This window comes from Uliginosibacterium sediminicola, from assembly GCF_039631295.1.
In the GTDB taxonomy this organism is placed as follows: Bacteria; Pseudomonadota; Gammaproteobacteria; order Burkholderiales; family Rhodocyclaceae; genus Viridibacterium; species Viridibacterium sediminicola.
Genome location: NZ_JBDIVE010000009.1, coordinates 72,358 through 96,462, shown reverse-complemented (window position 1 = coordinate 96,462; position 24,105 = coordinate 72,358). Strand labels below are relative to the sequence as shown.

Genomic DNA, 24,105 nt, shown 5'->3' with positions numbered 1-24,105 from the left:
TCTGGAGACCCTGATCATGCGACCGCTTGAAGGCATCACCGTCGTCACCCTCGAACACGCCATTGCCGCGCCCTTCGCCTCGCGCCAGCTGGCCGACCTGGGCGCCCGCGTCATCAAGATCGAACGCCCCGGCGTCGGCGACTTCGCCCGCGGCTATGACGAACGCGTTCGCGGCCTGGCCTCGCACTTCGTGTGGACCAACCGCTCCAAGGAAAGCCTGACGCTGGACGTCAAGCATCCCGAAGCGCAGAAGATCCTGCACCGCCTGGTGCTGGAGCAAGCCGACGTAGTGCTGCAGAACCTCGCCCCCGGTGCCTCGGCGCGCCTGGGTTTGTCCTATGAAGCGCTGTCGGCGAAGAAGCCCGGCATCATCGTTTGCGACATCTCCGGCTACGGCAACAACGGACCCTACCGCGACAAGAAAGCCTACGACCTGCTGATCCAGAGCGAGTCCGGCTTCCTGTCCGTCACCGGCACGCCTGACGAACCCTGCAAGGCCGGCCCCTCGATTGCCGACACGGCCGCCGGCATGTACGCCTACACCAACATCCTCGCCGCCTTGCTGCAGCGGGGCAAAACCGGACGCGGCCAGCACATCGACATCTCGATGCTGGAGAGCCTCGTCGAGTGGACCAGCTACCCGCTCTATTACGCCTTCGACGGTGCCGCCCCGCCGCCGCGCACCGGCGCCAGCCACGCCACCATCTACCCTTACGGCCCCTTCCCGGCCGGTGACGGCAAGGTGGTGATGCTGGGCCTGCAGAACGAGCGCGAATGGGGCCTGTTCTGCGACAAGGTGCTGCTGCAGCCGGCACTGGCCAGTGACGAGCGCTTCACCAGCAACTCGCGCCGCGTCGCGGCACGCGAGGCCCTGCGTGCCCTGATCGTGGACGCCTTTGCATCGCTGACGGCCGAGCAAGTCGTGGAACGCCTCGAAGCCGCGCAGATCGCCAATGCCCAGGTCAACAGCATGCACGAGGTCTGGGCGCACCCGCAGCTCAAGGCACGTGATCGCTGGCGCGAAGTGGACACCGCCATCGGCAAGGTGCCGGCCCTGCTGCCGCCCGGTTCCTGGCAGCACGGCGAGCCACGCATGGACCCCGTTCCTGCACTCGGCCAGCATAACGATGCCATCCTCGCCGAACTCGGTTACAGCGCTGCGCAGATCGAAGCCTTGCGCGCCGAGAAAGCGATCTGAGCCATGGCGCTGCCGATCTCCTACCTGTTCGTCCCCGGCAACCGGCCCGAGCGCTTCGACAAAGCGCTGGCCAGCGCCGCCGGCGCGGTGATCATCGATCTTGAAGATGCGGTCGCCCCCGCCGACAAAGCCGCTGCACGCAGCGCACTGGCGCACTGGCTGAGTACGCATGACGAAGCACGGGCCCGCCTCTGCGTGCGTATCAACGATTGTCGCTCAGCCGACTTCCGCGCCGACCTCGACTGCCTCGCCGCGCTCGACCTGCACCGGCTGATGCTGCCCAAGGCTGAGTCGGCCGACGACCTGATGGCCGTGATCGCACGGCTCGGCACGGACATCCAGGTCATCCCGCTGATCGAGACGGCGCGTGGCGTACAGCAGCTCATGCAGATTGCGGCCGCCCCCTGCGTGCAGCGCCTGGCTTTCGGCACCCTCGATTACGCCGCCGACCTTGAACTCTCGGGCGACCCGCGCGGCTTGCTCTACCCCGCCAGCCAGATCGCCATTGCCTCGCGCTGTGCCGGCATCGGCACACCGATTGCCGGCGTCACCGCCGCGCTGCAAGACCCCGCTGCGCTGGCCGAAGACATCGCCTTGGCGCGCGCCTGCGGCTTCGGCGCCAAGCTGTGCATTCATCCTGCCCAGCTTGAGCCTACCCATTCAGCATTCCGCCCCAGCGCTGATGAACTGGCCTGGGCGCAACGCGTCATCGCTGCGGCGAGCGACTCGAAAGGCGCAGTACAACTGGACGGCAAGATGATCGACCCGCCCGTCCTGCGTAAAGCACAAGCGATCGTCGATCGCGCATCACTCTAACCAGCAAGGAGAAAACGCCATGGGCGCCAGCATTATTGACTCGTCGATCTTCGGCAATATTTTCAGCACCGAAGCCATGCGCGAGGTGTGGTCGGATCGCAATCGCACCACCAAGTACATCGACATCGAACGCGCACTGGCCATCGTGCAAGGCCGTCTGGGCATCATCCCGCAGGAAGCGGCCGACGAGATCGTGCGCAACTGCGACATCGACAAGATCGACATGGACAAGCTGCGCCAGCAAACCGAGCGCATCGGCTACCCGGTGCTCGGCGTGGTCTCGCAGCTCAATGCCCTGTGCCGCGACAAGCTCGGTGAATTCTGCCACTGGGGCGCCACCACGCAGGACATCACCGACACCGCAACGGTGCTGCAGATCCGCGAAGGCTTGGCCATCATCGATGAAGAACTCACCGCCATCTCGGCTGCGCTGGCAAAGATCTCGCGCGAACACCGCGACACGCCGGTGATCGGCCGCAGCAATCTGCAGCAGGCGATTCCCGTCACCTTCGGCTTCAAGGCCGCCGCCATCCTCGCCGGCATCGAGCGCCACCGCGAGCGCTTGGCGCAGCTGCGAGTGCGCGTGCTGATGGGCGAATTTGGCGGCGCCTGCGGCACCCTGGCATCCATCGAGCGTGGCGCGATGGAAACCCAGGCTGGCCTGATGCAGGAGCTGGGCCTCGCCCAGCCCGATATCGCCTGGCACACGGTACGCGACACCATCGCCGAAGTCGGCGCCTTCCTCGGCCTGGTCGGCGGCTCGCTGGGCAAGATCGCCATGGACGTCAAGCTGATGATGCAGCACGAAGTGGCCGAGGTGTATGAGCCCTTCGCGCCGGGCCGCGGCTCCAGCAGCACCATGCCGCAGAAGCGCAACCCGATCTCCAGCTGCTACATCCACGCCGCGATCAGCGTAGTGCGCCAGCATGCCGCTTCGCTGATGGATGCCATGGTCGCTGACCACGAACGTTCCACCGGCCCCTGGGAAATCGAATGGATCGCCCTGCCCGAGGCCTTCTGCCTGCTCGCTGGTGCCCTCAAGCAGACGCGCTTTGTGCTCGAAGGCCTGGAAGTCGATCCGGCGGCGATGCGCAAGAACATCGACCTCACCAACGGCCTGGTGATGTCCGAAGCGGTGATGATGGGCCTCGGCCCCTACATCGGCCGCGAATACGCGCACGATCTGGTGTATGACCTGTGCCGCCAGGCGATCAAGGAAAACCGCCCGCTGCTCGACATCCTCGCCGAGCACCCGGAGATCAATGTGCATCTGTCGCGCGACAAGCTTGCCGAACTCTGCGACCCGGCCAATTACCTGGGGCAGGCCGGCGTCATGGTGGATAAGGTGCTGGCCCGCTTGAAATAAGGCTGGCCGTGAAATTGAGCCATTGCAGCCTGCCACGGGCATGCGATGGCTCAAGCAGCGAAAGTGATCTGAGATTACAATCGTCACATTTCCGTCACACAGCACACCAACATGTTCGGACGCCTGATGCCCCGCGAGGGCCGTTTTTTTGAGCTTTTCAATGCCCACACCGAGCAGATGGTGGCGGCAGCAAAATCCCTTGAAGTTCTGATGTCGGCGGACGATGTACAGCCGCACATCGAAGCCATCGACTCGCGCGAAGTGCGTGCCGACGGCATCCAGCACGAAATCATGGCCCTGCTGCACCGGACTTTCATCACGCCGTTTGACCGTGACGAAATCCATGCGCTGATCTCCTCGATGGACGACATCGTCGACGCCATCCAGGACGTCGCCGAATCGATCACCCTCTACAACGTCGACCGCTACACGCCGGACGCCCGCCAGATGGCCAGCCTGTCGCTGTCCTGTTGCGAGCGCGTCAAGCACGTGGTCAGCCTGCTCGACGACATGAAGTCGGCCGGCGACATCCTGCGCACCTGCCGCGAGATCGACCAGATCGAAGGCGATTGCGACCGCGTGATGCGCACCGCCATCTCCGAACTGTTCCGCAAGGAAACCGACGCACTCAAGGTGATGAAGCTCAGCGCCATCTACCAGGTGCTGGAAAAGATCACCGACTGTTGCAAGGACGTGGCCAAGCGCGTCGAGAGCATCGTGCTGGAAAGCGCCTGAGCGATGGATCTGTCGATCAGCTTGCCGATCATCGTCGGCCTCGTCGTCCTGGCGCTTTTGTTTGACTTCCTCAATGGTTTCCACGACGCCGCCAACTCGATTGCCACCGTGGTCTCCACGGGCGTGCTCAAGCCCGGCCATGCCGTGATCTGGGCCGCCAGCTTCAACTTCATCGCGCTGTTCATCTTCCACCTCAAGGTGGCCGCCACCATCGGCAAGGGCATTGTCGACCCGCTGGCCGTGGACCACTACGTGATCTTCGGGGCGCTCGCTGGCGCCATTGCCTGGAACCTGATCACCTGGTTCTACGGCATCCCGTCAAGCTCCTCGCACGCGCTGATCGGCGGCATCGTCGGCGCCACCATCGCCAAGGCCGGCACCGGCCCGCTGGTCGCCTCGGGCATCGGCAAGACCGTGCTGTTCATCGTGCTCTCGCCGATGCTGGGCATGCTGCTCGGTTCGCTGATGATGCTGCTGGTCGCCTGGCTGCTGCGGCGCTCCCACCCGGCTCACGTGGACCGCTGGTTCCGCCGCCTGCAACTGGTCTCGGCCGGTCTCTACAGCCTCGGCCACGGCGGCAATGATGCGCAGAAAACCATCGGCATCATCTGGCTGATGCTGATCGCTGCCGGCGTCACCAGCGCAGGTGAGCCGGTGCCTGACTGGGTGGTCATCAGCTGCTACATGGCGATCGGCCTGGGCACCCTGTTCGGTGGCTGGCGCATCGTCAAGACCATGGGTCAGGGCATCACCAAGCTGCGCCCGGTCGGCGGTTTCTGCGCCGAAACCGGCGGTGCGATCACCCTGTTCCTCGCTTCCGCCCTCGGCGTGCCGGTGTCGACCACCCACACCATCACCGGCGCCATCGTCGGTGTCGGTTCGGCGCACCGCGTCTCGGCCGTGCGCTGGGGTCTGGCGGGCAGCATCGTCTGGGCCTGGGTGCTGACCATCCCGGCCAGCGGCTTGATCGCCGCACTCGCCTACGCCGTAGGCAAGCACCTGCTCTGAACCGGCTATGCGCAGGGCGCCCGCCCTGCGCACGCGGCAGCGAGGCCGGCACAGCGCTCTGCGCTGCGCAATAAATCCTGCCAGCGCGCTCAAGTCGCCCTTCCTTGAGCCGTAGAAAGGTGCTGTCCCCCTACGATGGAAGAGCCTCATGTCCAGCACCCCTGACATTCTTGTCGTCGACGACAGCAAGGTCTCGCGCATGCTGATCCGCGCCATGATTGCTGCCACCTATCCGCAAGCACGCATTGCCGAGGCAGCCGAAGCCAACCAGGCACAGGCGGCCGTCGAGGCTCAGCGCTTTGACCTGGCCATCCTCGACATGAACATGCCCGGCATGAACGGTCTCGATCTGGCCGGCACCCTGCTCGCCCACGCCAATGCACCCCAGCGTGTCTGCATGCTCAGCGCCAATGTGCAGGACGCCACGCGGCTGCGCGCCGAAGAACGTGGCGTGCTATTTTTCCGCAAGCCGGTATCTGAACCGGTGATCGCCGAAATCCTCGCCACCCTGAGTCATTAGAGTCCGTCATGATCGAATTCTCCGAACTGGAACGCGATGCCCTCGCCGAGGCCTTCAACCTCTCGCTCGGTGAAGCCGCCGCCACTTTCTCCACCATGGTGCACGAGGAGATCGAACTGAGCGTGCCGACCGTCGAAGTGGTCTCGCATGCCGACTTTGTCAGTCAGGTCGAGAGCCTGCTGCACAAGACCCGCAACATGCGGGTGGCCAGCATCAGCCAGTGTTTCGAATCGGACGCCGGTTTCGATACGCGCACCTTCCTGCTGTTTCCCGAACAGGGCAGCCTGGAGATCGTGCGCCGCATGCTCGGCGACGACACGCCCATCGAACAGATCACCGAGCTCGAACAGGACGCCCTGGCCGAGATCGGCAACGTCATCATCAACAGCTGCATGAGCAGCCTGGCCAATCTTTTCGGTGCCCGCCTCGAAGGCACGCTGCCGCTGGTCGAAACCGCCACCTCCAGCACCCTGCTGCGCGACCGCGCGCCGGACGCAGTCATGCTGGTGGCGCGCATTACCATGAGCATGTCGGCACACGACATCTCCGGCCTGGTGCTGTTCGTCATGGACGTGCCCTCGCTGACCAAATTCATGCAGGAGCTGCGCCGTGTTTTCCGCATGGATGACTAAGGCGCCCGCCACAACACCATGAACATGCTGCACCTGATCACCCAGCAACTCGATCTCGGACTGATCGTCCTCGATTCGCGAGGCTGCATCCTGATGTGTAACCCCTGGATCGCCAAGCGCTCCAATGCCGATCCAGTCACCAGCATCGGCCTGCGTCTCGAAGAAGCTTTCGGCGCCAGCATCGACCCACGCATTGCCCGCGTCGTGCGTGAAGCCCTGGACTTCGGCTGGTCGGCGCGCCTCTCCCACGCCCTGCACCCGACGCCCTTGCCGCTCTACGCCATCGGCGGTGGCGAGGAACGCATCAAGCAGATGATCGACGTGCAGCCGCTCAAGCAGGACGGGCTCATGCTCTGTCTGCTGCAGATCCGCGATGTCACCGAAACGGTGCGCCGCGAATCCCTGCTGCGCCAGCAAGCGCGGCAGCTGCGTACCGATCTGGCCAAGCTCGCCAGCGCACAGGAAGAACTGCAGCGCCGCGAGCTACGCTTCCGCGAACTGGCCCGCCTGGCGCCCGCCGGCCTGTTCGAGACCGATCCGCAGGGCAACTGGGCCTACCTCAACGAACGCACCAGCGCCTTCACCGGCGTCTCGCCCAAAGAGGGGCTGGGCAAGAGCTGGTTCGACTGCATCAACGAAAGCGAGCGGCCACGCGTCAAGGCGCAGTGGCAGATCGCCCGCGAGAGCGCGATCCGCTTTGCCGAGGAATTCCACTGCCAGCGCCCCGATGGCAAGGCGCTGTGGCTGCGTGTCGAGGCCGGCCCGGTCAAGGACGCGCAGAACCAGATCAGCGGCTTTGTCGGCACCTTGCTGGATGTCAGCGAATACCGCATCCGCGCCCAGCACATCGAGTTCCGCGCCAACCACGACGCCCTCACCTCGCTGTGCAACCGCGAACGCTTCGACACCCGCCTGCGCGCCGCCGTGTCCGGTGCGCAAGAGGTTGGCCAGAGCTTCGCCCTGCTGTTCATGGACCTCAACGGTTTCAAACAGGTCAATGATGAATTCGGCCATGCCGCCGGCGACAAGGTGCTGTGCACAGTCGCCGACCGTCTGCGCCGCGTCACGCGTCAGGAAGACCTCGTCGCCCGTTACGGCGGCGACGAATTCGCGATCCTGCTACTCGATGTGGGGGACGAAAAAGCCTTGCTGCACGTGGTCAGCAAGGTGCGCCAGGCGGTCTCGCTGCCGATCAATGCCGGCGGCTTCCATGCCCAGGTCAGCGCCTCGATCGGCATCGCCCAGTTCCCGCGCGACGCCCAGGATGCCGCCGCCCTGCTGCACTTTGCCGACCAGAAGATGTACGAATCCAAACGCCAGCGCAAAGCAGCCGGCGAAACGGTGATCCTGCCCGGCGAGCAGCTACTCGATAGCAATACCGACAGCTGGGACAACTAAGCGTCCCAGCGAGATCAGCACAGCGCGGCGCTCAGCCGCCGGTGCCACCGACGGTCAGGCCTTCCATGCGCAGGGTCGGCTGGCCGACGCCCACCGGCACGCTCTGACCATCCTTGCCACAGGTGCCGACCCCCGGATCGAGCGCCATGTCATTGCCGATCATGCTGACATGGGTCAGCGCGTCGGGGCCGTTGCCGATCAGGGTGGCGCCCTTGACCGGGTAGGCGATCTTGCCGTTCTTGATCACATAGGCTTCAGCCGCCGAAAAGACGAACTTGCCACTGGTGATATCGACCTGGCCACCACCGAAGTTGGCCGCGTAGAGCCCGTCCTCCACGGAGGCGATGATTTCCTGCGGGTCCTTGTCGCCGGCGAGCATCAGGGTATTGGTCATGCGCGGCATCGGCAGGTGGGCGAAGGATTCGCGACGGCCATTGCCGGTCGGCGCCACACCCATCAGGCGCGCATTCATGATGTCCTGCATGTAGCCGACGAGGATGCCGTCTTCGATCAGCGTGGTGCGCTGCGTCGGATTGCCCTCGTCATCAATGGTCAGCGAGCCGCGACGATCTGCCAGCGTACCGTCATCGACCACGGTCACGCCCTTGGCAGCGACCTGCTTGCCGATCATGCCGGCAAAGGCCGAACTGCCCTTGCGATTGAAATCGCCCTCCAGCCCGTGGCCAATCGCCTCGTGCAGCAGGATGCCCGGCCAACCATTGCCGAGCACCACGGTCATCGCACCGGCCGGTGCCGGCCGTGCGGCGAGATTGGTGCGCGCCTGGTGGGCGGCCTGCCGTGCGTATTCGCGCAGCTTGTCGTCGGTGAAATGCTTCAGATCCAGACGCCCGCCACCACCGGCCGAACCTTGCTCGCGGCGGCCCGCCTCTTCCATCACCACGCTCAGCGAGATGCGCACCATCGGGCGCACATCGGCGGCCATATGACCGTCGGAACGCGCCACCAACACCACTTCCCAGCTCGCGCCCAGATAGGCCATGACCTGGATGATGCGCGGATCTTCAGCACGCGCCAGCGCTTCGAGGCGTTCGAGCAGGCGCACTTTTTCAACAGCGGAGAGCGCAGCAATCGGATCAGCGTCGGCATACAGCGGCAGCGGCGAAGTCTTGGCCGCAGCCACCTTGACCTTGCGCGCATTGCCGGCGGCAGCAATCGCCCGCGTCGTCTTGGCGGTCTCGCTCAGCGCCTTCAGGCTCAGCTCGTCGGAATACGCAAAGGCCGTGCGATCACCGGCCACGGCGCGCACGCCGACGCCTTGTTCGATGCTGAAACTGCCGGACTTGACGATGCCTTCTTCCAGGCTCCAACCCTCGGAGCGCTGGTACTGAAAGTAGAGGTCGGCGTAATCGACCTGGTGCGTCATGATCGAGCCGAGCACCTTGCCCAGCGCAGCTTCAGTCAGTCCGCCGGGCTGCAGCAGGACGTCGCGGGCGGTGTCGAGGGATTTGAGCGGCGGGATCATCGGAGCGTTCATGTGCGGGGCTTGCCTTGCTGCATTGGGGTCTGCAGTTTAGCCCGGATCGCGTGCCGGCGAAACGCAGCCAAGCACGCCCGCTCAAATCAGATAGTCGAGCGCCAGCCCGGCGAACACCGCAGCGCCCAGCCAGTTGTTGTGCAGAAAGGCCTTGAAGCATTGCGCACGCTCACGCGTGCGGATCAGGCTGTAGTGATAGCAAGCGATGGCCGCCGCCACCAGAAGCCCGGCATAGAACGCCGGCCCGCGCCCGAGCTGGCTGCCGACCACGGCCAGCAGCGCCAAGGTGAGCGCGTAGCAGATCATCACCGCCAGCACATCGAAGCGGCCGAAGGTGATGGCCGAGGTACGGATGCCGATGCGCAGATCGTCGGGCCGGTCGACCATCGCATATTCGGTGTCGTAGGCCACCGCCCAGAACACATTGGCCAGCAGCAGCAGCCAGGCCAGCGGCGGCACCGTACCGAGCAGCGCGGCAAAACCCATCGGAATACCGAAGCCGAAGGCGATACCCAGATACGCCTGCGGAATAGCCAGAAAACGCTTGGTGAAGGGATAACTGCCGGCGAGGAACAAGGCCGGCAGCGACAGCCACAGCACCAGCGCATTGAGCGGCAGGATCAGCACGAAGGAACACAGCGCCAGCGCCGCCGCCAGCCACAGCGCCTCGCGCGGACGCACTTCACCAGTCGCCAGCGGACGCTGGCGGGTGCGCTCGACTTCGCCATCGAAGCCGCGATCAGCCCAGTCATTGATCACACAGCCGGCCGAACGCATCAGCAACGTGCCGAGCACGAAGATCAGCAGCACCTGCAGATCCGGCCGCCCCGCCCCGGCCAGCCACAGCGCCCACAGCGTGGGCCACAGCAAGAGCAGGGTGCCGATGGGTTTGTCCAGGCGCATCAGGCGTCGATAGGCATCAAGTCGGGCGAGTATGGGATTCATCGTGGCAGCTGGCCAATATCATCAAGAAAGATCTCGCAGACGATCATCGCCAGACCGCGGCGCATGAACAGCGAACGGCGCCCCCACAACTGCCCGGCGCGCACCGGGGCGAAGGCGGCGGCGCGATGATAGCGCGCATCACGCGCATCGAAACGCCGGCTCTGCAAGGCCGAGCGGCTGACCAGCGGGTCGGCGAACAGGGCTGAACCGAGCGGGCGATTGCCGATGCGGCCGAACAGGCGCCAGTCACTGCGCAGACTGGCGCGCGGCATGATTGAGCGCGCATAGACCTGGGCCACGCCATCGGTGCACAGCAAGACTTCGCGCACGCAGGCCAGCTCGCGTGGCCGCAAGCCGAGCACGACCGCTTCATCCGGGTGTGGCAGGGCCAGGCGCTGACTGAGCAGCTGTACTGTCAGGCGCGTGCAACGCGCGGCCAGCCGCGCCGTGAGCGAAGCCTCATCGCTGAGCCAGAGATAAAGGGGATGATGGGCCGGCAGAGACACCTGACGCCAGCCGGAGACGCGTTTCAGCAATGCAGCACTCACTCTCGGGAACGCCCGCCATGATACCCGTACGAAAGGGCAAGACATTCAAGTTATGCCCGCCACGCCCGTAAAACCTTTCTCCGCAATCGACGAGACAAACTGCCATGTACCCTGTCGAACGCTTCTTCACCACCACCACGCCCCTGCCCAGCATTCCCGGCGTGGTGCAATCCCTGATCTGCAGCCTCAGTGACGAGGATGTCGAGCTTGGCGTACTGATCAAGCAGATCGCCCGCGACCCCTCGCTCAGTGCGCGCGTGCTGCGTCTGGCCAATTCCAGCCACTATGGCGTCAGCCGCAAGATTGGCGCCATTGATGACGCCGTCACCCTGATCGGCCTCAATGCCTTGCGCACCCTGGTCATCGCCTCGGGCATTACCGCCGCCTTCAAGACCGTGCCGGGCGTCGATCTGGACCACTTCTGGCGCCACGCCACGCTCAGCGCGCAGATCGCCCGCAAGCTGGGCCGCAGCATGCAGTGCAATGCCGAATTCGCCTACACCGCCGCGCTGATGCACCGCATCGGCCAGCTGCTGATCAGCCTCGCCTACCCGAGCACGGCACGCGAGATTGCCGAGGAAAACCGCGACCTGTCGGTCAATGAACTGGCCGCCATCGAACGCGAACACCTGGGTTTCGATCACTGCGAGCTGGGCGCCGAGATGGCCCGCCGCTGGCAGTTTCCGGCGGTGATCCACAACGCCATGCGCTGGTACGGTCGCCCGCTGGCGGCGGAGGCCTGCCCGTATGCCGGCATCGTGCATCTGGCGGCGCACATTGCATTCGGCATCGAGGCCCACACCTATGATCGCGACATCGTCGCCAGCCTCAACTGGCCGCTGATCGAGCATCTGGTGCTGGAACAGCACGACTGGTTCGAAGAGGTGGAACTGGCGCGCAACAACGAACAGCAGATGCTGGCCGCCGCCTAAGCCAACGCTAAGCCTTCAGCAGCTCGGCGCGGCCACCGAACCAGCGTTCGAGCAGCTGATCGGCCTGTTGCGGATAGCGCGCCAGCATTTCATTGGCCGCCTGCTGGGCCAGCTCGACCAGATCGGCATCGAACTCCGGATCGGCATAGCGCAGCAATTGCGCGCCGCTTTGCCGTGCCCCGATGAACTCGCCCGGCCCGCGCAGCTGCAGGTCACGCCGCGCGATCTCGAAACCATCGCTGCTCTCGTAGATCGCCTTCAGACGCTGGCGACCGTTCTCCGACAGCGGCTGCTCGTAGAGCAGCACACAGCTTGACGCGGCCGCACCGCGCCCGACGCGCCCACGCAGCTGGTGCAGCTGCGCCAGACCAAAGCGTTCGGCATGCTCGATCACCATCAGGCTGGCGTTCGGCACGTCCACGCCGACCTCGATCACCGTGGTCGCCACCAGCACCTGCACCGCGTTGCGCACAAAGGCTTCCATCACCGCCGCCTTGTCGGCCGGTTTGAGGCGGCCGTGCACCAGGCCGACCTTCAGCTCGGCAAGCTCGCTGCTCAGACTGGCATAGGTTTCCTCGGCGGTTTTCAGCTGCAGCGCCTCGCTCTCCTCGATCAGCGGGCACACCCAGTAAGCCTGGCGACCTTCGCGACAGGCATCGCGCACGCGGGCGATCACCTCGTCGCGCCGTGCCGCCGAAACCAGGCGCGTGACAATCGGCGTGCGGCCCGGCGGTAATTCGTCGAGTACCGAGACATCAAGGTCAGCCATGTAACTCATCGCCAGGGTGCGCGGAATCGGCGTGGCACTCATCATCAGCATGTGCGGCAAGGCGCCGGCCACTTTCTCGCGCAGCGCCAGGCGCTGGCGCACACCGAAACGATGCTGCTCATCGACCACCGCCAAGCCCAGGCGCTCGAGCAGCACGCTGTCTTCGATCAGCGCGTGGGTGCCCACCGCCATCAGCGCTTCGCCGCTGATCAGCAGCTGGCGCATCGCCTCGCGCTCGCGCTTTTTCTGCGAACCGGCCAGCCAGGCGACCTGCAGACCCAGCGGCGCCAACCAGCCGCGCAGCTTCTGGTAATGCTGTTCGGCGAGGATTTCCGTCGGCGCCATCAGCGCCGCCTGATAGCCGTTCTCGACCGCCTGCAGCATGGCCAGCGCGGCGACGATGGTCTTGCCGCTGCCGACATCGCCTTGCAGCAGGCGCTGCATCGGATGCGCCTGGGCCAGATCCTCGGCAATCTGGTCGACCGCGCGGCGCTGCGCACCGGTCAGCGCAAACGGCAGCTGCTCGATAAAGCGGCTGATCAGCTGGCCCTTGGCTGGCAAGGCATAGGCGCGATGGCTGCGGCGCTCGGCATAGGCGCGGCGCAGCGAGATCTGCTGGGCCAGCAATTCGTCGAACTTGATGCGGCGCCAGGCCGGATGATTGCGGCTCTCCAGCGCCGCCAGCTGGGCGTCCGGCGGCGGCTGGTGCAGGTAGCGCAGGCTGCGCTCCCAGGCCGGCAGCTTGAGCGCTTTGCGCAGCTCGGCCGGCAGCGGGTCATCCAGCGCGCAGCGCTCAAACGCCCGCGCCACCAGCTTGCGCAGCGCCGATTGCGCCAGCCCCGCGGTGCTCGGATACACCGGCGTCAGCGCCTGCGGCAAGGCCTTGGCTTCGGCCACCGTCTGCGTGCGCGGGTGGATCATCTCCTCGCCCCAGAAGCCGCTGCGCACTTCGCCAAAGGCGCGGATCTGCGCGCCGGGCACAAGCTGCTTGAGCTGCGCGGGATAGAAATTGAGGAAGCGCAGAGTCAGCACGCCGGAGTCGTCACGCAGGCGCACCACCAGCTGGCGGCGCGGTCGCAGCACCACTTCGGCATGCTCGACGAGCCCTTCCACCTGCTGCGGATCACCGCTGCGCAGAGCGGCAATCGGCGTCAGCGTCGTTTCGTCTTCATAGCGCAGCGGCAGATGCAGCAGCAGATCGGCCTCGCGCGCCACGCCCAGCTTGGCCAGACGGCCCGCCAGTGCGGATTTCTTGGGCGGCGGCGCGGCCTCGCTCATTCTGCGGCGCGCGCGATGAAGGCGGTCTTGTCCCCCGCGACAAAACCGGCCTGGGCGTAAAAGCGCAGCGTGGCCTCGTCCTTGCGGCTGGTCATCAGCATCACTTTGTAGCAGCGCGCCTGCCAGGCACGTTGGCGTGCTGCATGGAGCAGACGCGTGGCAATGCCGCGCTGGCGCCAGTCCGGATGCGTCACCACGTTCTCGATCAGGCCGTAGGGCCGCGCACTGCGCGTCAGATTGGGGATGATCGTCAGCGTGCAGCTGGCGACCAGGGCGCCGTCGATCTCCGCGACAAAGTAATGCAGCGCCGGATTGTCGAGCATGGCGCGCCAATGCGCAGCCAGATCCGCCGCATCGAGCAGCGGATCCTCGGCATTCAGATGCTGATAGAGCGCCAGCAAGGCCGGCAGATCAGAGGCCAGCGGCGCACGGATCAACTCCGGCGGCACGCTTTAGCCCAGCACCATGACCGCGTCGGCCTCGACCACCCCGCCGCGCGGCAGGCTGGCGACACCGATGGCGGCACGCGCCGGATAGGGTTGCGCGAAGTACTGCGCCATCAACTCGTTGAGGCGGGCGAAATTGGACAGGTCCGTGAGGTACAGATTGAGCTTGACCACATCCTGCAGCGAACCGCCGGCCGCCTCGGCCACCGCCTTGAGATTCTCGAAGACGCGCACGGCCTGCGCTTCGAAGCCCTCAGCCAGGCTCATGCTGACCGGATCGAGACCGATCTGGCCGGAGAGATAGACGGTGTCGCCGACCTTGACGGCCTGCGAATAGGTACCGATGGCGGCGGGCGCCTTGTCGGTGGCGATGATCTGTCTGGGCATCTGCAACTCCTGCGTGGTAATGCCCGCAGTTTATCGCAGGGCGCGCGCCGCTGGCGCGCTGGCGCCCGACAGTTCAAGGCCGTGGCGGCGGCAGGCTCAGTTGGCCGGGCGCAGGGTCACATCGCAACCGAGACGCGCAATCACCTTCTGGATGCCGATGCGTAGCGACACATTGATCACCAGCGGCGCCATCAGATTGGCCTTGATCGGCGTCGCATCGGTATCACGGCGCAGGATCAGGAACACCGCCACATCTTCGGGCTTGCTCACCCGCAGCAGCTGTTCTTCGTCCTCGGTCAGTGCGAACTCGTAGTGCAGGCTGAACTGATCGGGCTCGGCGACCGAAAACGCCACTTCCGGACGATCCACACTCTGCAGCACGCCCACCGAGGGATGCGCCACCGGGCTCGCGCTATCGACTTCGAGCAGGGAGAAGCGCTTGCAATCCTCAAAGCCAGGCAAGCCGGCCGGGAATGAAATCAGCTTGGCGGGATCAACTTCCAGACTGCCGTAATGCGGGCTTTCGATTTTCATGACTTTCCCCTCCATGGGAACGTTCATTGCGAGTGTCCCACTTTACGAGCAAATTGCGCCAGGCAAAGCGCGATAAACGCCGCTTTTGCAGGCCAATCCGCGCACATTGGCCTGCATGGCGGCCGTTCGCGCAAGTTTTTGCCGCCTCTGGGAGTGGTCGCGATCCGCGCATTGGCGCCGCCCCGCAAGGCCGGCTGTGCACGCCGCCGCCCCGCAGGTGCGGGTAGGCCACGCGTTGATCTTGCTCGCGCTTCGGCGCAGGATCACGGATCGGCCCTTGTCGTAAGGGACGATGGAATTCGTGTTGCCCAAGGGCCCCGCGTTCCGTACCGATGACTCATTTTTCTTCGAGGTAATGATGCAATTCCGTGCACTACTCGGGCTGCTGGCAGCCTGTTCGCTCAATGTGGCTGTCGCGCAAGTCCAGCCCACGTCCCGGCTTGATGAGGTGCAGAAGGCGGGCAAGCTCCGCGTCTGTACACCGGGCGACTATCGCCCGTTCAGCGTGCTGCGCAGCGACGGCGGCTTCGAGGGCATCGACATCGATCTGGTGCAGGCCGCAGCCAAGGCGCTGGGGGTCGAGGCGGAAATCATCAAATCCTCCTGGCCGAGCCTGATGAAGGATTTTCAGGAAAAGTGCGATGTCGCCGTCGGCGGTATTTCGGTGACGCTGGAGCGCCAGAAGTCGGCGTTTTTCACCACCGCATACATGGTCAATGGCAAGGCGCCGATCACCAAGTGCGAGAACGTCGCCAAATTCCAGAGCGTGGCCGACATCGACAAGCCCAGCGTGACGGTGATCGAGAACCCGGGCGGCAGCAATGAGCGCTTTGCGCGCGCCAACTTCAAGCAGGCGAAGATCGTCATCTTCAACGACAACACGACGATTTTCGACGAGATCCTCAAAGGCAATGCCGATGTGATGATCTCCGAATCGGTCGAGACCATCGCCCAGCAGAAGCTGCGCCCGGGCCTCTGCGCGGTCAATCCGGACAAGCCGCTGCAATACGGTGAAATGGCCTGGCTGCTGCCGCGCGGCGATACGGTGTTCAAGGCCTGGGTCGATCAGTGGCTGCATCTGTCCAAGGCGACCGGCGATTACGATCGCACGCTGGCACGCTGGCTGCGCTGAGCGCCGCACGCAAACCGGCACGGCTGCCCGATGACAGTGGCAAGACCGTGCCGGGCATGATCCAGGTCAACACGCCGCGTCCCCGCGCTCAAGATCGGGCCAAAATCTCCGAGGACATGGGGATATGCAGCCGTACCACGCGTGCGGGGCCGCATGCCAATACAAGACCGGGGACAGATCATGAGTTTCTTCAAACGCTTCCAGCCAGCATCCAGCCAGGGCGTGATCAGTGTCGCCGGCAGCAGTGGCGAGATCGCCAGCAAGCTGGCTGCACTGAGCATCAAACCAGCCTTCATTGCCGGCTTTGTTTCGCCGCACCTCGATCTGGACAGCATCGCCCGCAACATCGCCGCGCGCTTTCCAGGCGTTGCGATGACGCTGTGCTCCACCGCCGGTGAGCTGTGCAGTGCTGAGGAGAACCTCTACTGCCGCACCGGCGAGCACTGGGACCATGTGGTGCTGCAATGCTTCGATGCCTCGCTGATCGCCCAAGTGCACGTGGCGGCCGTGCCGCTGGGTTGCGAAGACTTGCGTCGTGATACGCCACAGCTGGGCATCAACGAACGCGTCGCTCGCCTGAGCCAATCCATCGAGCGACTCGAACCGGGTTTTCCGATCCATCACCACGACACCTTTGCTTATGTGATGTTCGAGGGCATGTCGGCCTCGGAGTCGTTTTTCATGGAAGCGCTGTACAACTCGACGCGCTTCCCCTGCCTGTTCGTCGGCGGCTCGGCCGGTGGCAAGCTCGACTTCCAGCACACCTGGCTGCATGACGGCCGGCAGAAGTACGAGAACCATGCGCTGATCGCCTTCATCAAGCTCGCGCCGGGAGCCCGCTTCGGCGTGTTCAAGAGCCAGAATTTCGAGCCCACCGGCGAGCGCTACCACGTCATCCATGCCTCGATCGAAGGACGCTACATCGAGGATGTGATCACCGCCCAGGGCCGCGTGATCTCGCTGATCGATGCCTTGTGCGCCAGCCTCGGCTGCAGCCCGCAAACGCTGTCGGACAAGCTGGCCGACTATTCATTTGCGATCCGCGTCGGCAAGGAGATCTATGTGCGCTCGGTGCACAGCATCGATCTGCAGCGCCAGCGCATCAACTTCTACTGCGACATTGCCTCGGGCGAAGAGCTGCTGCTGGTCAAGCGGACCGGTCTGGTCGCCACCACGGCCCGCGACTTCGAGCACTTCATGCGTGGCAAACCGGCGGCGCCGGTGGCCGGCATCCTCAATGACTGCATCCTGCGCCGCCTCTACAACGAGCGTGAGCTGAACGCGGTGGGCGATGTCTTCAAATGTGCGCAGCTGGCCGGCCTGTCGACCTTTGGTGAGATTCTGGGGCTCAATCTCAACCAGACCCTGACGGCGATCTTCTTCTTCCGCGTGGCGCCCGGCGTCGAATTCCACGATGACTATGTCGATAACTTCGTCGGCCATTATGGCGAGTTCAAGGCCTTCTTCCTGCGCCGGCAGATCGGCAAGCTTTCAGGCCTGTCACGCCTGTTCGGCCAATTGATCCACGATTACGAACAGCAGCACTACGGCGCCAAGCTCAATCCCGAGGACTTCGACCAGAACATGGCCGCCGTCGCCACGGGGCTCAACAATCTGGGTGCCACGCTGGCCCAGGCGAATGCCTCACGCGAGCAGACCTCGCAGCAGATCGACGCCTTCACGCAAGCGCTTTATGCCTCGGTGAGCGATCTCACCGGCCACATGGGCAAGCAGGCGCAGCTGGTCAGTGGCGCCCGCGACACCGCCGAGACGCTGACCCGCAATGCCTCGCTGGTGGCCGACAATGCGCGCGCCCTGGCCAATGCCAGCGACCGCATCCGTGGCGTGGTCGAGGTGATCCAGCAGATCGCCGACCAGACCAATCTGCTGGCGCTCAACGCCGCCATCGAAGCCGCACGTGCCGGCGACATGGGGCGCGGCTTTGCCGTGGTGGCCGACGAGGTGCGCAAGCTGGCGGAGAAATCTCGTGGCAGTGCTGGCGCCATCGGCACCGACATCTCCGAGCTGGCCAGCAGCATCAGCCGCGTGGCCGACGAGATCGAGCACCAATCGCGCGATGTCACCACCATCACCGGCATGCTCGGCGAAATCCAGAGCCTCACCGTGCAAACCTCCGACACCACCCAGCACACCAAGACCGTGGCCGACAAGCTCAAGCTGCTGACCGAGGGCTGAGCGCGCGCAGCTGCCCGCGCTTGACGCCGGCAGGGCGAATCCGGAACATCGCTGGCGCTGCCGCAGCGAGCATCAGTGCCACCTGCCTGTCAGTGATCATTGTTACGGGTAGGCAGGGTGGGCAAGAATGAAAAAAGCATGGCTTGTGCTGGGAGTGCTGGTCTTGGTGGGCTGCGCGAGCCTGGTGCGCGAAGATTTGCAGGCCCTGTTCGGACCGAGTGATCCGACGCGCTTCGATGTCCCCACCAAGCCGACCGCCAATCTGCTCTACCACCGCGACGTACAGCCGATTCTCGACCAGCGCTGTGTGGTCTGCCACGCCTGTTACGACGCCCCCTGCCAGCTCAAGCTCTCGTCCTGGGAAGGTGTGGCGCGCGGCGCCAGCAAGGAGCCCGTCTACAACGGCACACGCCTGCTCGAAGCCGAACCGACGCGGCTCTACATCGATGCGCCGAATGCCTCGGCCTGGCGTGAAAAAGGCTTCTTCCCGGTGCTCAACGAACATCGCCAGACGCCGGCCGCCGAGTTGCAAGCCGCCCTGCTCTCGCGCGTACTCGACCAGAAAGCCAAACATCCGCTGCCGGCCGACAAACCCGTGTCAGATGATCTGGATTTCTCGCTAAACCGCGAACAGCAGTGCGTCGCACCCGAGGCTTTCCAGGCCTATGAAGAGAAGAATCCGCTGTGGGGCATGCCCTTCGGCCTGCCGGCGCTGAACGCGCACGAGGTATTCACGATCAAGCAGTGGCTGGCCCAGGGCGCGCCCTATGAAGGCGCAGTACCCCTGCCGCCTGCGCTGCACCGCCAGGTGCAGCAATGGGAGCGCTATTTCAATGGCGACAGCCTGCGCGAGCGCCTGGTCAGCCGCTACATGTACGAACACCTGTTCATCGCCCACCTGTATTTCAAGGACGATAGCGCCAGCGCGGGCAATCGCCGCTTCTTCCGCATGGTGCGCTCGGCCACCCCGCCCGGCCTGCCGGTGCGTGAGATCGCCACCCGCCGGCCCTTCGATGATCCGGGCGTGGCGCGCGTCTACTACCGCCTGCTACCGGTGGAGGAATCCATCTCGGTCAAATCGCACATGCCTTACGAATTGAGCGAGGCACGCATGGCGCGCTGGAACGCGCTGTTCTACAGCAGCGACTACCAGGTCAGCGCCCTGCCCGCTTATTCGCCGCAGATCGCCGCCAACCCCTTCCTCACCTTCCGCGACCTGCCCTCGCGTGCGCGCTACCGCTTCATGCTCGATGAGGCGCAATTCACGATCATGGGCTTCATCAAGGGCCCGGTGTGCCGCGGCCAGACCGCGCTGAACGTGATCAATGATCACTTCTGGGTGTTCTTCATCGATCCGGACAAGCTGCCCGAAAGCGCGGCCGACTTCCTCAAGCGCGAAAGCCGCAACCTCGCCCTGCCCGCCGAGCGCGGCTCGCAGGTGCTGGCGCCGGCGGCCTGGTACGCCTACGCCAAGGATGAGCGCCGCTATCTGCAGGACAAATCCGCCTTCCTGGATGCCGCCTTTGCACCACCGGCGGCAGGCCCGGATATCAGTTTGTTCTGGAACGGCGAGGGCCAGAATCCGAATGCCGCACTGACGGTCTATCGCCACTTCGACAGCGCCACGGTGCTCAAGGGTCTCAATGGCGGCACGCCGAAAACGGCCTGGCTGTTCGACTATTCGCTGTTCGAGCGCCTGCATTACCTGCTGGTCGCCGGCTACGATGTGTTCGGCAACATCGGCCACCAGCTCAATACGCGGCTGTACATGGACTTCCTGCGCATGGAGGGCGAATACAACTTCATCGCCATGCTCCCGAGCAGCCAGCGCGAAGCCGTACGCGACCGCTGGTATCGTGCGGTGGGCAGTGATGTCAAAGATCTGGTGTTCGGCAAATACGCCTACTTCCACCGCGAGACCGCCATTCCCTTCAAGGGCAGCGAGCCGCCCGAGAAGGAATTGATGGGCATGCTCAAGCAACGCCTGCAAACGGTGCTGCCGCGCGAACACGCACTGACCGGCATCCGCAATGCGCCGACGCGGCAAGTGCTGGGCGAGCTGGCGGAGCTGCGTGGCAACGCCCTGGCGTGGATGCCGGAGGTGAGTTTTCTGCGCATCGACGAGGAGGACGGTTTCGAGACCGTGAGCCTGCTGCGCAACGCCGCGCACCTGAATGTCGCCCAGCTGCTCAATGACGCCAGGACCCTGGTGCCCGCCGAATTCTCGCTCGATGTGCTCAACGGTTATGTGGGCGCTTATCCGAATGCGTTTTTCCACATCCAGAGTGCGCAACTGCCGGCCTTCCGTCAGGCGCTCAGCCAGCTGCGCAGCGAGGCCGATTACCGCGCCCTGGTCAGCCAGTTTGGCGTGCGACGCACCTCACCGAACTTCTGGGCGCTCAGCGATACGCTCAATGCCGACTACGCACGGCGCGCGCCGATCGAAGCCGGCCTCTTCGATTACAACCGCCTGGAAAACCGCTGAGTCTGGTGGCGCCGTGCTGCCAGCGCCCGCTCCGCATCGACACAAGGCCATGTAGAGCCGCCGGAGGTTCGAATGAAAAGCATCGTCTATCAGTCCTACAGAACGCACCAGGTGCCTGACTGGATTGCGACCTGCATGCAGACCGTCAGGGCTTGGGCGGACAGCCATGCCTTCGAATACCGCTTCATCGACGACGCCTTTCTCGCCTATGCGCCGGACTGGTTTCGCGCCAAGGCCGATGGCCAGATCTGCCCGACCACCGATCTGGCGCGCCTTCTTGTCGCCAGAGAGCTGCTGGCGCAAGGTTACGAACGTGCCATCTGGGTGGATGCCGACCTGCTGGTCTTCGCCCCCGAGAAGCTGACGCTCGAGGTGACCGCAGACTTTGCGTTCTGCCATGAGATCTGGCTGTTCACCGACGAAACCGGCGAAAGCCAGATCAGCCATCGTGTCAATAACTCGATTTCGGTGTTCTGCAAGAACAACGTGCATCTGGACTTTTTCATCGACGCTGCGCTGCGCATTGCACAGCACCGCCAGCACATCGGCAAGCTCGACATCGGGACTATTTTTCTATCGCAGCTGCGCAGCATCCTGCCCTACCCCCTGCTTGAGAACGTCGGCATACTCGGTCCGGAGTTGATGCGGGAAATCAGCCTGGAGCAGGCGCGACACCTCATCGACTACGCCCGCCGTCTGAAAGCCCCGCTGGCCTGCGCCAATCTCTGCGCTTCCCTGCACGGGCAGACCATCCAGGACATCGCCCTGGAACACTCGCTGTATGAAGACGTTGTCCAGCGCCTGCTCGCCAGCCGGGGCGAAATCATCAATCGCTTTTACCTCGCGCCCGCCTGAACACCCCAGCTCACATCTGGCGAAACAGATGGGCATAAGCGCGACTGACATCCAGGGTCTCGTCGCGTCCGTGCAGGCTCAAACTCACACGGCCATTGAGCGCACGGCGCGCGCAGGCAATCGCCGCCGTGGCGACGATGGTGTTGCGATGGATCTGCCAGAAGCGCGCCGGATCGAGCTGCGGCAACAGCTCCTTGAGCGGCGTGCGGATCAGGTACTCCCGCTTTGCGGTCTGCAGCAGCGTGTATTTGTCATCGGCATGGAAGTACAACACCTCGTCGACATCGACGAGGTGCGTGTCGCTGCCGACGCTGGCGCGAATCCACTTGAGCCGTGCCGGCGGCGCCTCCTGCGTGCGCTGCATCAGCTGCTGCAGCAAAACGCCAAGATCGGCCGGCGAGGCCGGCTGCGCGATGCGCGCCTGCAGGCGGCTGACCGTCTGCGCCAGGCGCTCGTCACTGACCGGCTTGAGCAGGTAATCGACAGCAGCAGACTCGAACGCGGCGACCGCGTACTGGTCGTAAGCCGTGACGAAAACCAGATGCGCCACCTGCACCTGCTGCGCGACTTCGATGCCGGACAGACCGGGCATGCGGATATCGAGAAACACCACTTCGGGCTGCAGGCGCTGGATCGCCTCAAGCGCTGCCGGGCCGTGATGCACGAGCTCGGCAATCTCCAGCTCGGGCCACAAGCCGCTCAGGCGCGTGGCCAGATCGGCCGCCAGCAAGGGCTCGTCTTCAGCGATCAGGGCTAGTATTTTTCGCGCGGCAGACATAGTTCCACTCGTACTCCAGTCGGTGCATGGTCACGGATCTCCAGCGTCGCGGCGCTGCCGAACAAGGCGCTCAGGCGCTCACGCACATTCGTCAGCCCCAGACCGCTGCCGCCCGTGCTGGCACCAAAGCCGACGCCATCATCTTCCACCACGATGCGCAGTTGCTGCGCATCGCCCGCCGCCATCACGCTGACCCGGCCAGCCCCCAGCTTGGGTTCGATGCCATGGATGATGGCATTCTCGACCAAGGGCTGCAGCAGCATCGGCGGGAAAGCCGCCTCACGCAGCGCCTCCGCCAGCTCGACCTGAGTCTGCAAACGCCCGCCCATGCGCAGCTGCTGAATCGCCAGATAAGCCGACAGCATGGCGAACTCATCGCCCAGCGTAGCCTGCTCGGCGCGGCTATGGCTGAGGCTGGCGCGCAGGTAGTCGTTAAGGCGCTCCAGCAGGGTTTTCGCCAGCGCATCATCGCGGCCGATCAGGCTGTGCAGATTGGCCAGGGTATTGAACAGGAAGTGCGGCTCGATCTGCGCCTGCAGCAGACGCAGTTCGGCGCGCAAAGCTGCCTTCTGCCCCTGCGCCTCACGCAGCGCCGCCTCTTGCCTTGCCTGCTCCAGCCGGGCAATGCGCAAGCGGTTGCTGAAGTAGTACGTGAACCCCAGCGTGAACACGGCGCCGATCAGGACGTAGCGCAGCAATGAATGGCTGTTGCTGAACAGATGATCAGCCACTCCCTGAAACCCGATGAACTGCGCCAGATACAAACCCGCCGGCAAGCCCAGGCAGCTGCTCAGGATGATGCTGGGCGCACGCCCGATACGCCACTTGAGCCTGCGAAAGAGCAAGGCATAGATAGCATAGACCGACAGCCCCTGGCACTGCGAAATGATCCAGGTCGACCACAGGCTGTACTCGTTCATCGCCCACACCAGCAAGGCCACCAGGGTATTGCCGGCCACCACCATCAGCAGCACATTGAGCGGCGGCAGGCTTAGCGCTTTGGCATTCCGGGCCTCCTGCGACGGCAGCGGCCCGCTCATGCCGTCACCATCGCTTGTGCATCGGCCCGACGCAGCAGGCGCCAGACACCCAGGGCACGCGCCAGGAAGACGCCGCTGATCAAGCCGTAGAACACCGAGAAACCCAAGCCAAAACCCAGCGAATCGCGCCAGGCCGGCTCGCGCGCCAGCATCACCGCCGAGATGAAGCGCGCGCAGAAAATCATCAGCATCAGAACCAGGGGCACCAAGCTGCCGGGCACACGAACCTTGCGACCGCCGGCTTCAAGCTGCAGACCACGCGGATAGCCGATCAGCCCGCTGAACAACACAGACAGCGCCACGGCGCCGCACCAGCTCAGCACGGCAGCGCTGAAGGCGGGCGAACCCGCCAGGCGCGACATCAGCAGTGACAGCGACCACAGGCTCATCGCCAGGGGCACGATGAGGGCGCGCTTGACCGACAAGCTGCGGGTGAAGCTCTGCATGCCGCCAAACGCCAGCAGCAGACACAAGACGCCGAAAACCCAGATCGGGGTGTGGGAGAGAATCTCTTGCATGGCCAATCCTTCATGACAGGGAACAGGCCTTCAGCTTGCCTGCCCCGCCCTGTGCGGCCGAACGCTTTGAGACGAAGCGCCGGATTCGTGGCCT

Annotated in this window: 23 protein-coding genes; 13 read left to right on the top strand and 10 right to left on the bottom strand. The window is 64.5% G+C overall.

From position 1 onward, the window contains the following. The first annotated feature begins 16 nt into the window (after positions 1-16). From ABDB84_RS15485 to ABDB84_RS15450, 8 genes are all read left to right on the top strand, one after another. Complete coding sequence (locus tag ABDB84_RS15485) at positions 17-1,198, top strand: CaiB/BaiF CoA transferase family protein (RefSeq protein ID WP_345920658.1); 1,182 nt, start codon at positions 17-19, stop codon at positions 1,196-1,198. 3 nt (positions 1,199-1,201) lie between these two features. Beyond that, positions 1,202-2,014: an HpcH/HpaI aldolase/citrate lyase family protein gene (locus ABDB84_RS15480; RefSeq protein WP_345920657.1), complete on the top strand. Its 813-nt coding sequence runs from the start codon at positions 1,202-1,204 to the stop codon at positions 2,012-2,014. 19 nt (positions 2,015-2,033) lie between these two features. Next, positions 2,034-3,380, top strand: a complete 1,347-nt coding sequence (locus tag ABDB84_RS15475) for a class-II fumarase/aspartase family protein (protein ID WP_345920656.1) — start codon at positions 2,034-2,036, stop codon at positions 3,378-3,380. Between the two features lie 111 nt (positions 3,381-3,491). Beyond that, positions 3,492-4,115 (top strand): DUF47 domain-containing protein, encoded by a 624-nt coding sequence (locus ABDB84_RS15470; RefSeq protein WP_345920655.1) that lies wholly within the window; start codon positions 3,492-3,494, stop codon positions 4,113-4,115. A 3-nt stretch (positions 4,116-4,118) separates the two neighbouring features. Further along, positions 4,119-5,123 (top strand): inorganic phosphate transporter, encoded by a 1,005-nt coding sequence (locus tag ABDB84_RS15465; protein ID WP_345920654.1) that lies wholly within the window; start codon positions 4,119-4,121, stop codon positions 5,121-5,123. Between the two features lie 148 nt (positions 5,124-5,271). Next, positions 5,272-5,643 (top strand): response regulator, encoded by a 372-nt coding sequence (locus ABDB84_RS15460; protein ID WP_345920653.1) that lies wholly within the window; start codon positions 5,272-5,274, stop codon positions 5,641-5,643. Positions 5,644-5,651: 8 nt separating this feature from the next. After that, positions 5,652-6,275 (top strand): hypothetical protein, encoded by a 624-nt coding sequence (locus ABDB84_RS15455; protein WP_345920652.1) that lies wholly within the window; start codon positions 5,652-5,654, stop codon positions 6,273-6,275. Between the two features lie 18 nt (positions 6,276-6,293). After that, complete coding sequence (locus ABDB84_RS15450; RefSeq protein WP_345920651.1) at positions 6,294-7,673, top strand: diguanylate cyclase domain-containing protein; 1,380 nt, start codon at positions 6,294-6,296, stop codon at positions 7,671-7,673. A gap of 31 nt (positions 7,674-7,704) precedes the next feature. Here ABDB84_RS15450 and tldD read toward each other — a convergent pair whose 3' ends face one another. The 3 genes from tldD to ABDB84_RS15435 all read right to left on the bottom strand — a co-directional run bounded on the left by tldD (position 7,705) and on the right by ABDB84_RS15435 (position 10,649). Then, positions 7,705-9,168 carry a metalloprotease TldD gene (tldD, locus tag ABDB84_RS15445; RefSeq protein WP_345920650.1) on the bottom strand — a complete coding sequence of 488 codons (1,464 nt, stop codon included), beginning with the start codon at positions 9,166-9,168 and terminating at the stop codon, positions 7,705-7,707. Between the two features lie 81 nt (positions 9,169-9,249). Next, a complete protein-coding gene (gene ubiA / locus ABDB84_RS15440) occupies positions 9,250-10,113 on the bottom strand; it encodes a 4-hydroxybenzoate octaprenyltransferase (protein ID WP_345920649.1) in 864 nt (287 codons plus the stop codon). After that, positions 10,110-10,649 (bottom strand): chorismate--pyruvate lyase family protein, encoded by a 540-nt coding sequence (locus ABDB84_RS15435; protein ID WP_345920648.1) that lies wholly within the window; start codon positions 10,647-10,649, stop codon positions 10,110-10,112. Before ABDB84_RS15435 ends, ubiA begins: the two co-directional genes overlap by 4 nt. Positions 10,650-10,765: 116 nt before the next feature. Here ABDB84_RS15435 and ABDB84_RS15430 point away from each other — a divergent pair, with 116 nt between their 5' ends. Next, positions 10,766-11,593 carry an HDOD domain-containing protein gene (locus tag ABDB84_RS15430; RefSeq protein ID WP_345920647.1) on the top strand — a complete coding sequence of 276 codons (828 nt, stop codon included), beginning with the start codon at positions 10,766-10,768 and terminating at the stop codon, positions 11,591-11,593. Positions 11,594-11,600: 7 nt separating this feature from the next. Here ABDB84_RS15430 and recG read toward each other — a convergent pair whose 3' ends face one another. From recG to fliW, 4 genes are all read right to left on the bottom strand, one after another. Beyond that, positions 11,601-13,640, bottom strand: coding sequence for an ATP-dependent DNA helicase RecG (recG, locus tag ABDB84_RS15425; RefSeq protein ID WP_345920646.1), 2,040 nt, complete (start codon positions 13,638-13,640; stop codon positions 11,601-11,603). Next, a complete protein-coding gene (locus ABDB84_RS15420; RefSeq protein WP_345920645.1) occupies positions 13,637-14,089 on the bottom strand; it encodes a GNAT family N-acetyltransferase in 453 nt (150 codons plus the stop codon). The genes recG and ABDB84_RS15420 overlap by 4 nt, the downstream gene beginning before the upstream one ends. A 3-nt stretch (positions 14,090-14,092) precedes the next feature. Further along, positions 14,093-14,473, bottom strand: a complete 381-nt coding sequence (locus tag ABDB84_RS15415) for a RidA family protein (RefSeq protein ID WP_345920644.1) — start codon at positions 14,471-14,473, stop codon at positions 14,093-14,095. Positions 14,474-14,569: 96 nt separating this feature from the next. Further along, positions 14,570-15,007: a flagellar assembly protein FliW gene (fliW, locus tag ABDB84_RS15410; protein WP_345920643.1), complete on the bottom strand. Its 438-nt coding sequence runs from the start codon at positions 15,005-15,007 to the stop codon at positions 14,570-14,572. Between the two features lie 355 nt (positions 15,008-15,362). Here fliW and ABDB84_RS15405 point away from each other — a divergent pair, with 355 nt between their 5' ends. The 4 genes from ABDB84_RS15405 to ABDB84_RS15390 all read left to right on the top strand — a co-directional run bounded on the left by ABDB84_RS15405 (position 15,363) and on the right by ABDB84_RS15390 (position 21,675). After that, positions 15,363-16,139 (top strand): transporter substrate-binding domain-containing protein, encoded by a 777-nt coding sequence (locus tag ABDB84_RS15405; protein WP_345920642.1) that lies wholly within the window; start codon positions 15,363-15,365, stop codon positions 16,137-16,139. 180 nt (positions 16,140-16,319) lie between these two features. Further along, a complete protein-coding gene (locus tag ABDB84_RS15400; protein WP_345920641.1) occupies positions 16,320-18,335 on the top strand; it encodes a methyl-accepting chemotaxis protein in 2,016 nt (671 codons plus the stop codon). A 127-nt stretch (positions 18,336-18,462) separates the two neighbouring features. Next, positions 18,463-20,820, top strand: a complete 2,358-nt coding sequence (locus tag ABDB84_RS15395) for a fatty acid cis/trans isomerase (protein WP_345920640.1) — start codon at positions 18,463-18,465, stop codon at positions 20,818-20,820. Between the two features lie 72 nt (positions 20,821-20,892). Then, positions 20,893-21,675: a hypothetical protein gene (locus ABDB84_RS15390; RefSeq protein ID WP_345920639.1), complete on the top strand. Its 783-nt coding sequence runs from the start codon at positions 20,893-20,895 to the stop codon at positions 21,673-21,675. A gap of 10 nt (positions 21,676-21,685) precedes the next feature. Here ABDB84_RS15390 and ABDB84_RS15385 read toward each other — a convergent pair whose 3' ends face one another. Genes ABDB84_RS15385 through ABDB84_RS15375 form a run of 3 tightly spaced genes read right to left on the bottom strand, consistent with a single transcriptional unit; the run spans position 21,686 to position 24,011 of the window. Further along, positions 21,686-22,453, bottom strand: coding sequence for a LytR/AlgR family response regulator transcription factor (locus ABDB84_RS15385; protein ID WP_345920638.1), 768 nt, complete (start codon positions 22,451-22,453; stop codon positions 21,686-21,688). Further along, positions 22,429-23,493 carry a sensor histidine kinase gene (locus tag ABDB84_RS15380; protein WP_345920637.1) on the bottom strand — a complete coding sequence of 355 codons (1,065 nt, stop codon included), beginning with the start codon at positions 23,491-23,493 and terminating at the stop codon, positions 22,429-22,431. Before ABDB84_RS15380 ends, ABDB84_RS15385 begins: the two co-directional genes overlap by 25 nt. Next, a complete protein-coding gene (locus ABDB84_RS15375; protein ID WP_345920636.1) occupies positions 23,490-24,011 on the bottom strand; it encodes a DUF6622 family protein in 522 nt (173 codons plus the stop codon). Before ABDB84_RS15375 ends, ABDB84_RS15380 begins: the two co-directional genes overlap by 4 nt. Positions 24,012-24,105 lie beyond the last annotated feature (94 nt).

Bases quoted from the DNA above. Each gene is read 5' to 3' on its own strand.
- ABDB84_RS15400 (WP_345920641.1), top strand. From the start codon at position 16,320: ATGAGTTTCTTCAAACGCTTCCAGCCAGCATCCAGCCAGGGCGTGATC.
- ABDB84_RS15475 (WP_345920656.1), top strand. From the start codon at position 2,034: ATGGGCGCCAGCATTATTGACTCGTCGATCTTCGGCAATATTTTCAGC.
- ubiA (WP_345920649.1), bottom strand. From the start codon at position 10,113: ATGAATCCCATACTCGCCCGACTTGATGCCTATCGACGCCTGATGCGC.
- ABDB84_RS15460 (WP_345920653.1), top strand. From the start codon at position 5,272: ATGTCCAGCACCCCTGACATTCTTGTCGTCGACGACAGCAAGGTCTCG.
- ABDB84_RS15380 (WP_345920637.1), bottom strand. From the start codon at position 23,493: ATGAGCGGGCCGCTGCCGTCGCAGGAGGCCCGGAATGCCAAAGCGCTA.
- ABDB84_RS15485 (WP_345920658.1), top strand. From the start codon at position 17: ATGCGACCGCTTGAAGGCATCACCGTCGTCACCCTCGAACACGCCATT.
- ABDB84_RS15415 (WP_345920644.1), bottom strand. From the start codon at position 14,473: ATGCCCAGACAGATCATCGCCACCGACAAGGCGCCCGCCGCCATCGGT.
- ABDB84_RS15390 (WP_345920639.1), top strand. From the start codon at position 20,893: ATGAAAAGCATCGTCTATCAGTCCTACAGAACGCACCAGGTGCCTGAC.
- ABDB84_RS15385 (WP_345920638.1), bottom strand. From the start codon at position 22,453: ATGTCTGCCGCGCGAAAAATACTAGCCCTGATCGCTGAAGACGAGCCC.
- ABDB84_RS15480 (WP_345920657.1), top strand. From the start codon at position 1,202: ATGGCGCTGCCGATCTCCTACCTGTTCGTCCCCGGCAACCGGCCCGAG.
- ABDB84_RS15455 (WP_345920652.1), top strand. From the start codon at position 5,652: ATGATCGAATTCTCCGAACTGGAACGCGATGCCCTCGCCGAGGCCTTC.
- ABDB84_RS15405 (WP_345920642.1), top strand. From the start codon at position 15,363: ATGATGCAATTCCGTGCACTACTCGGGCTGCTGGCAGCCTGTTCGCTC.
- ABDB84_RS15375 (WP_345920636.1), bottom strand. From the start codon at position 24,011: ATGCAAGAGATTCTCTCCCACACCCCGATCTGGGTTTTCGGCGTCTTG.
- ABDB84_RS15395 (WP_345920640.1), top strand. From the start codon at position 18,463: ATGAAAAAAGCATGGCTTGTGCTGGGAGTGCTGGTCTTGGTGGGCTGC.
- ABDB84_RS15430 (WP_345920647.1), top strand. From the start codon at position 10,766: ATGTACCCTGTCGAACGCTTCTTCACCACCACCACGCCCCTGCCCAGC.
- ABDB84_RS15470 (WP_345920655.1), top strand. From the start codon at position 3,492: ATGTTCGGACGCCTGATGCCCCGCGAGGGCCGTTTTTTTGAGCTTTTC.
- fliW (WP_345920643.1), bottom strand. From the start codon at position 15,007: ATGAAAATCGAAAGCCCGCATTACGGCAGTCTGGAAGTTGATCCCGCC.
- tldD (WP_345920650.1), bottom strand. From the start codon at position 9,168: ATGAACGCTCCGATGATCCCGCCGCTCAAATCCCTCGACACCGCCCGC.
- ABDB84_RS15450 (WP_345920651.1), top strand. From the start codon at position 6,294: ATGAACATGCTGCACCTGATCACCCAGCAACTCGATCTCGGACTGATC.
- ABDB84_RS15465 (WP_345920654.1), top strand. From the start codon at position 4,119: ATGGATCTGTCGATCAGCTTGCCGATCATCGTCGGCCTCGTCGTCCTG.
- recG (WP_345920646.1), bottom strand. From the start codon at position 13,640: ATGAGCGAGGCCGCGCCGCCGCCCAAGAAATCCGCACTGGCGGGCCGT.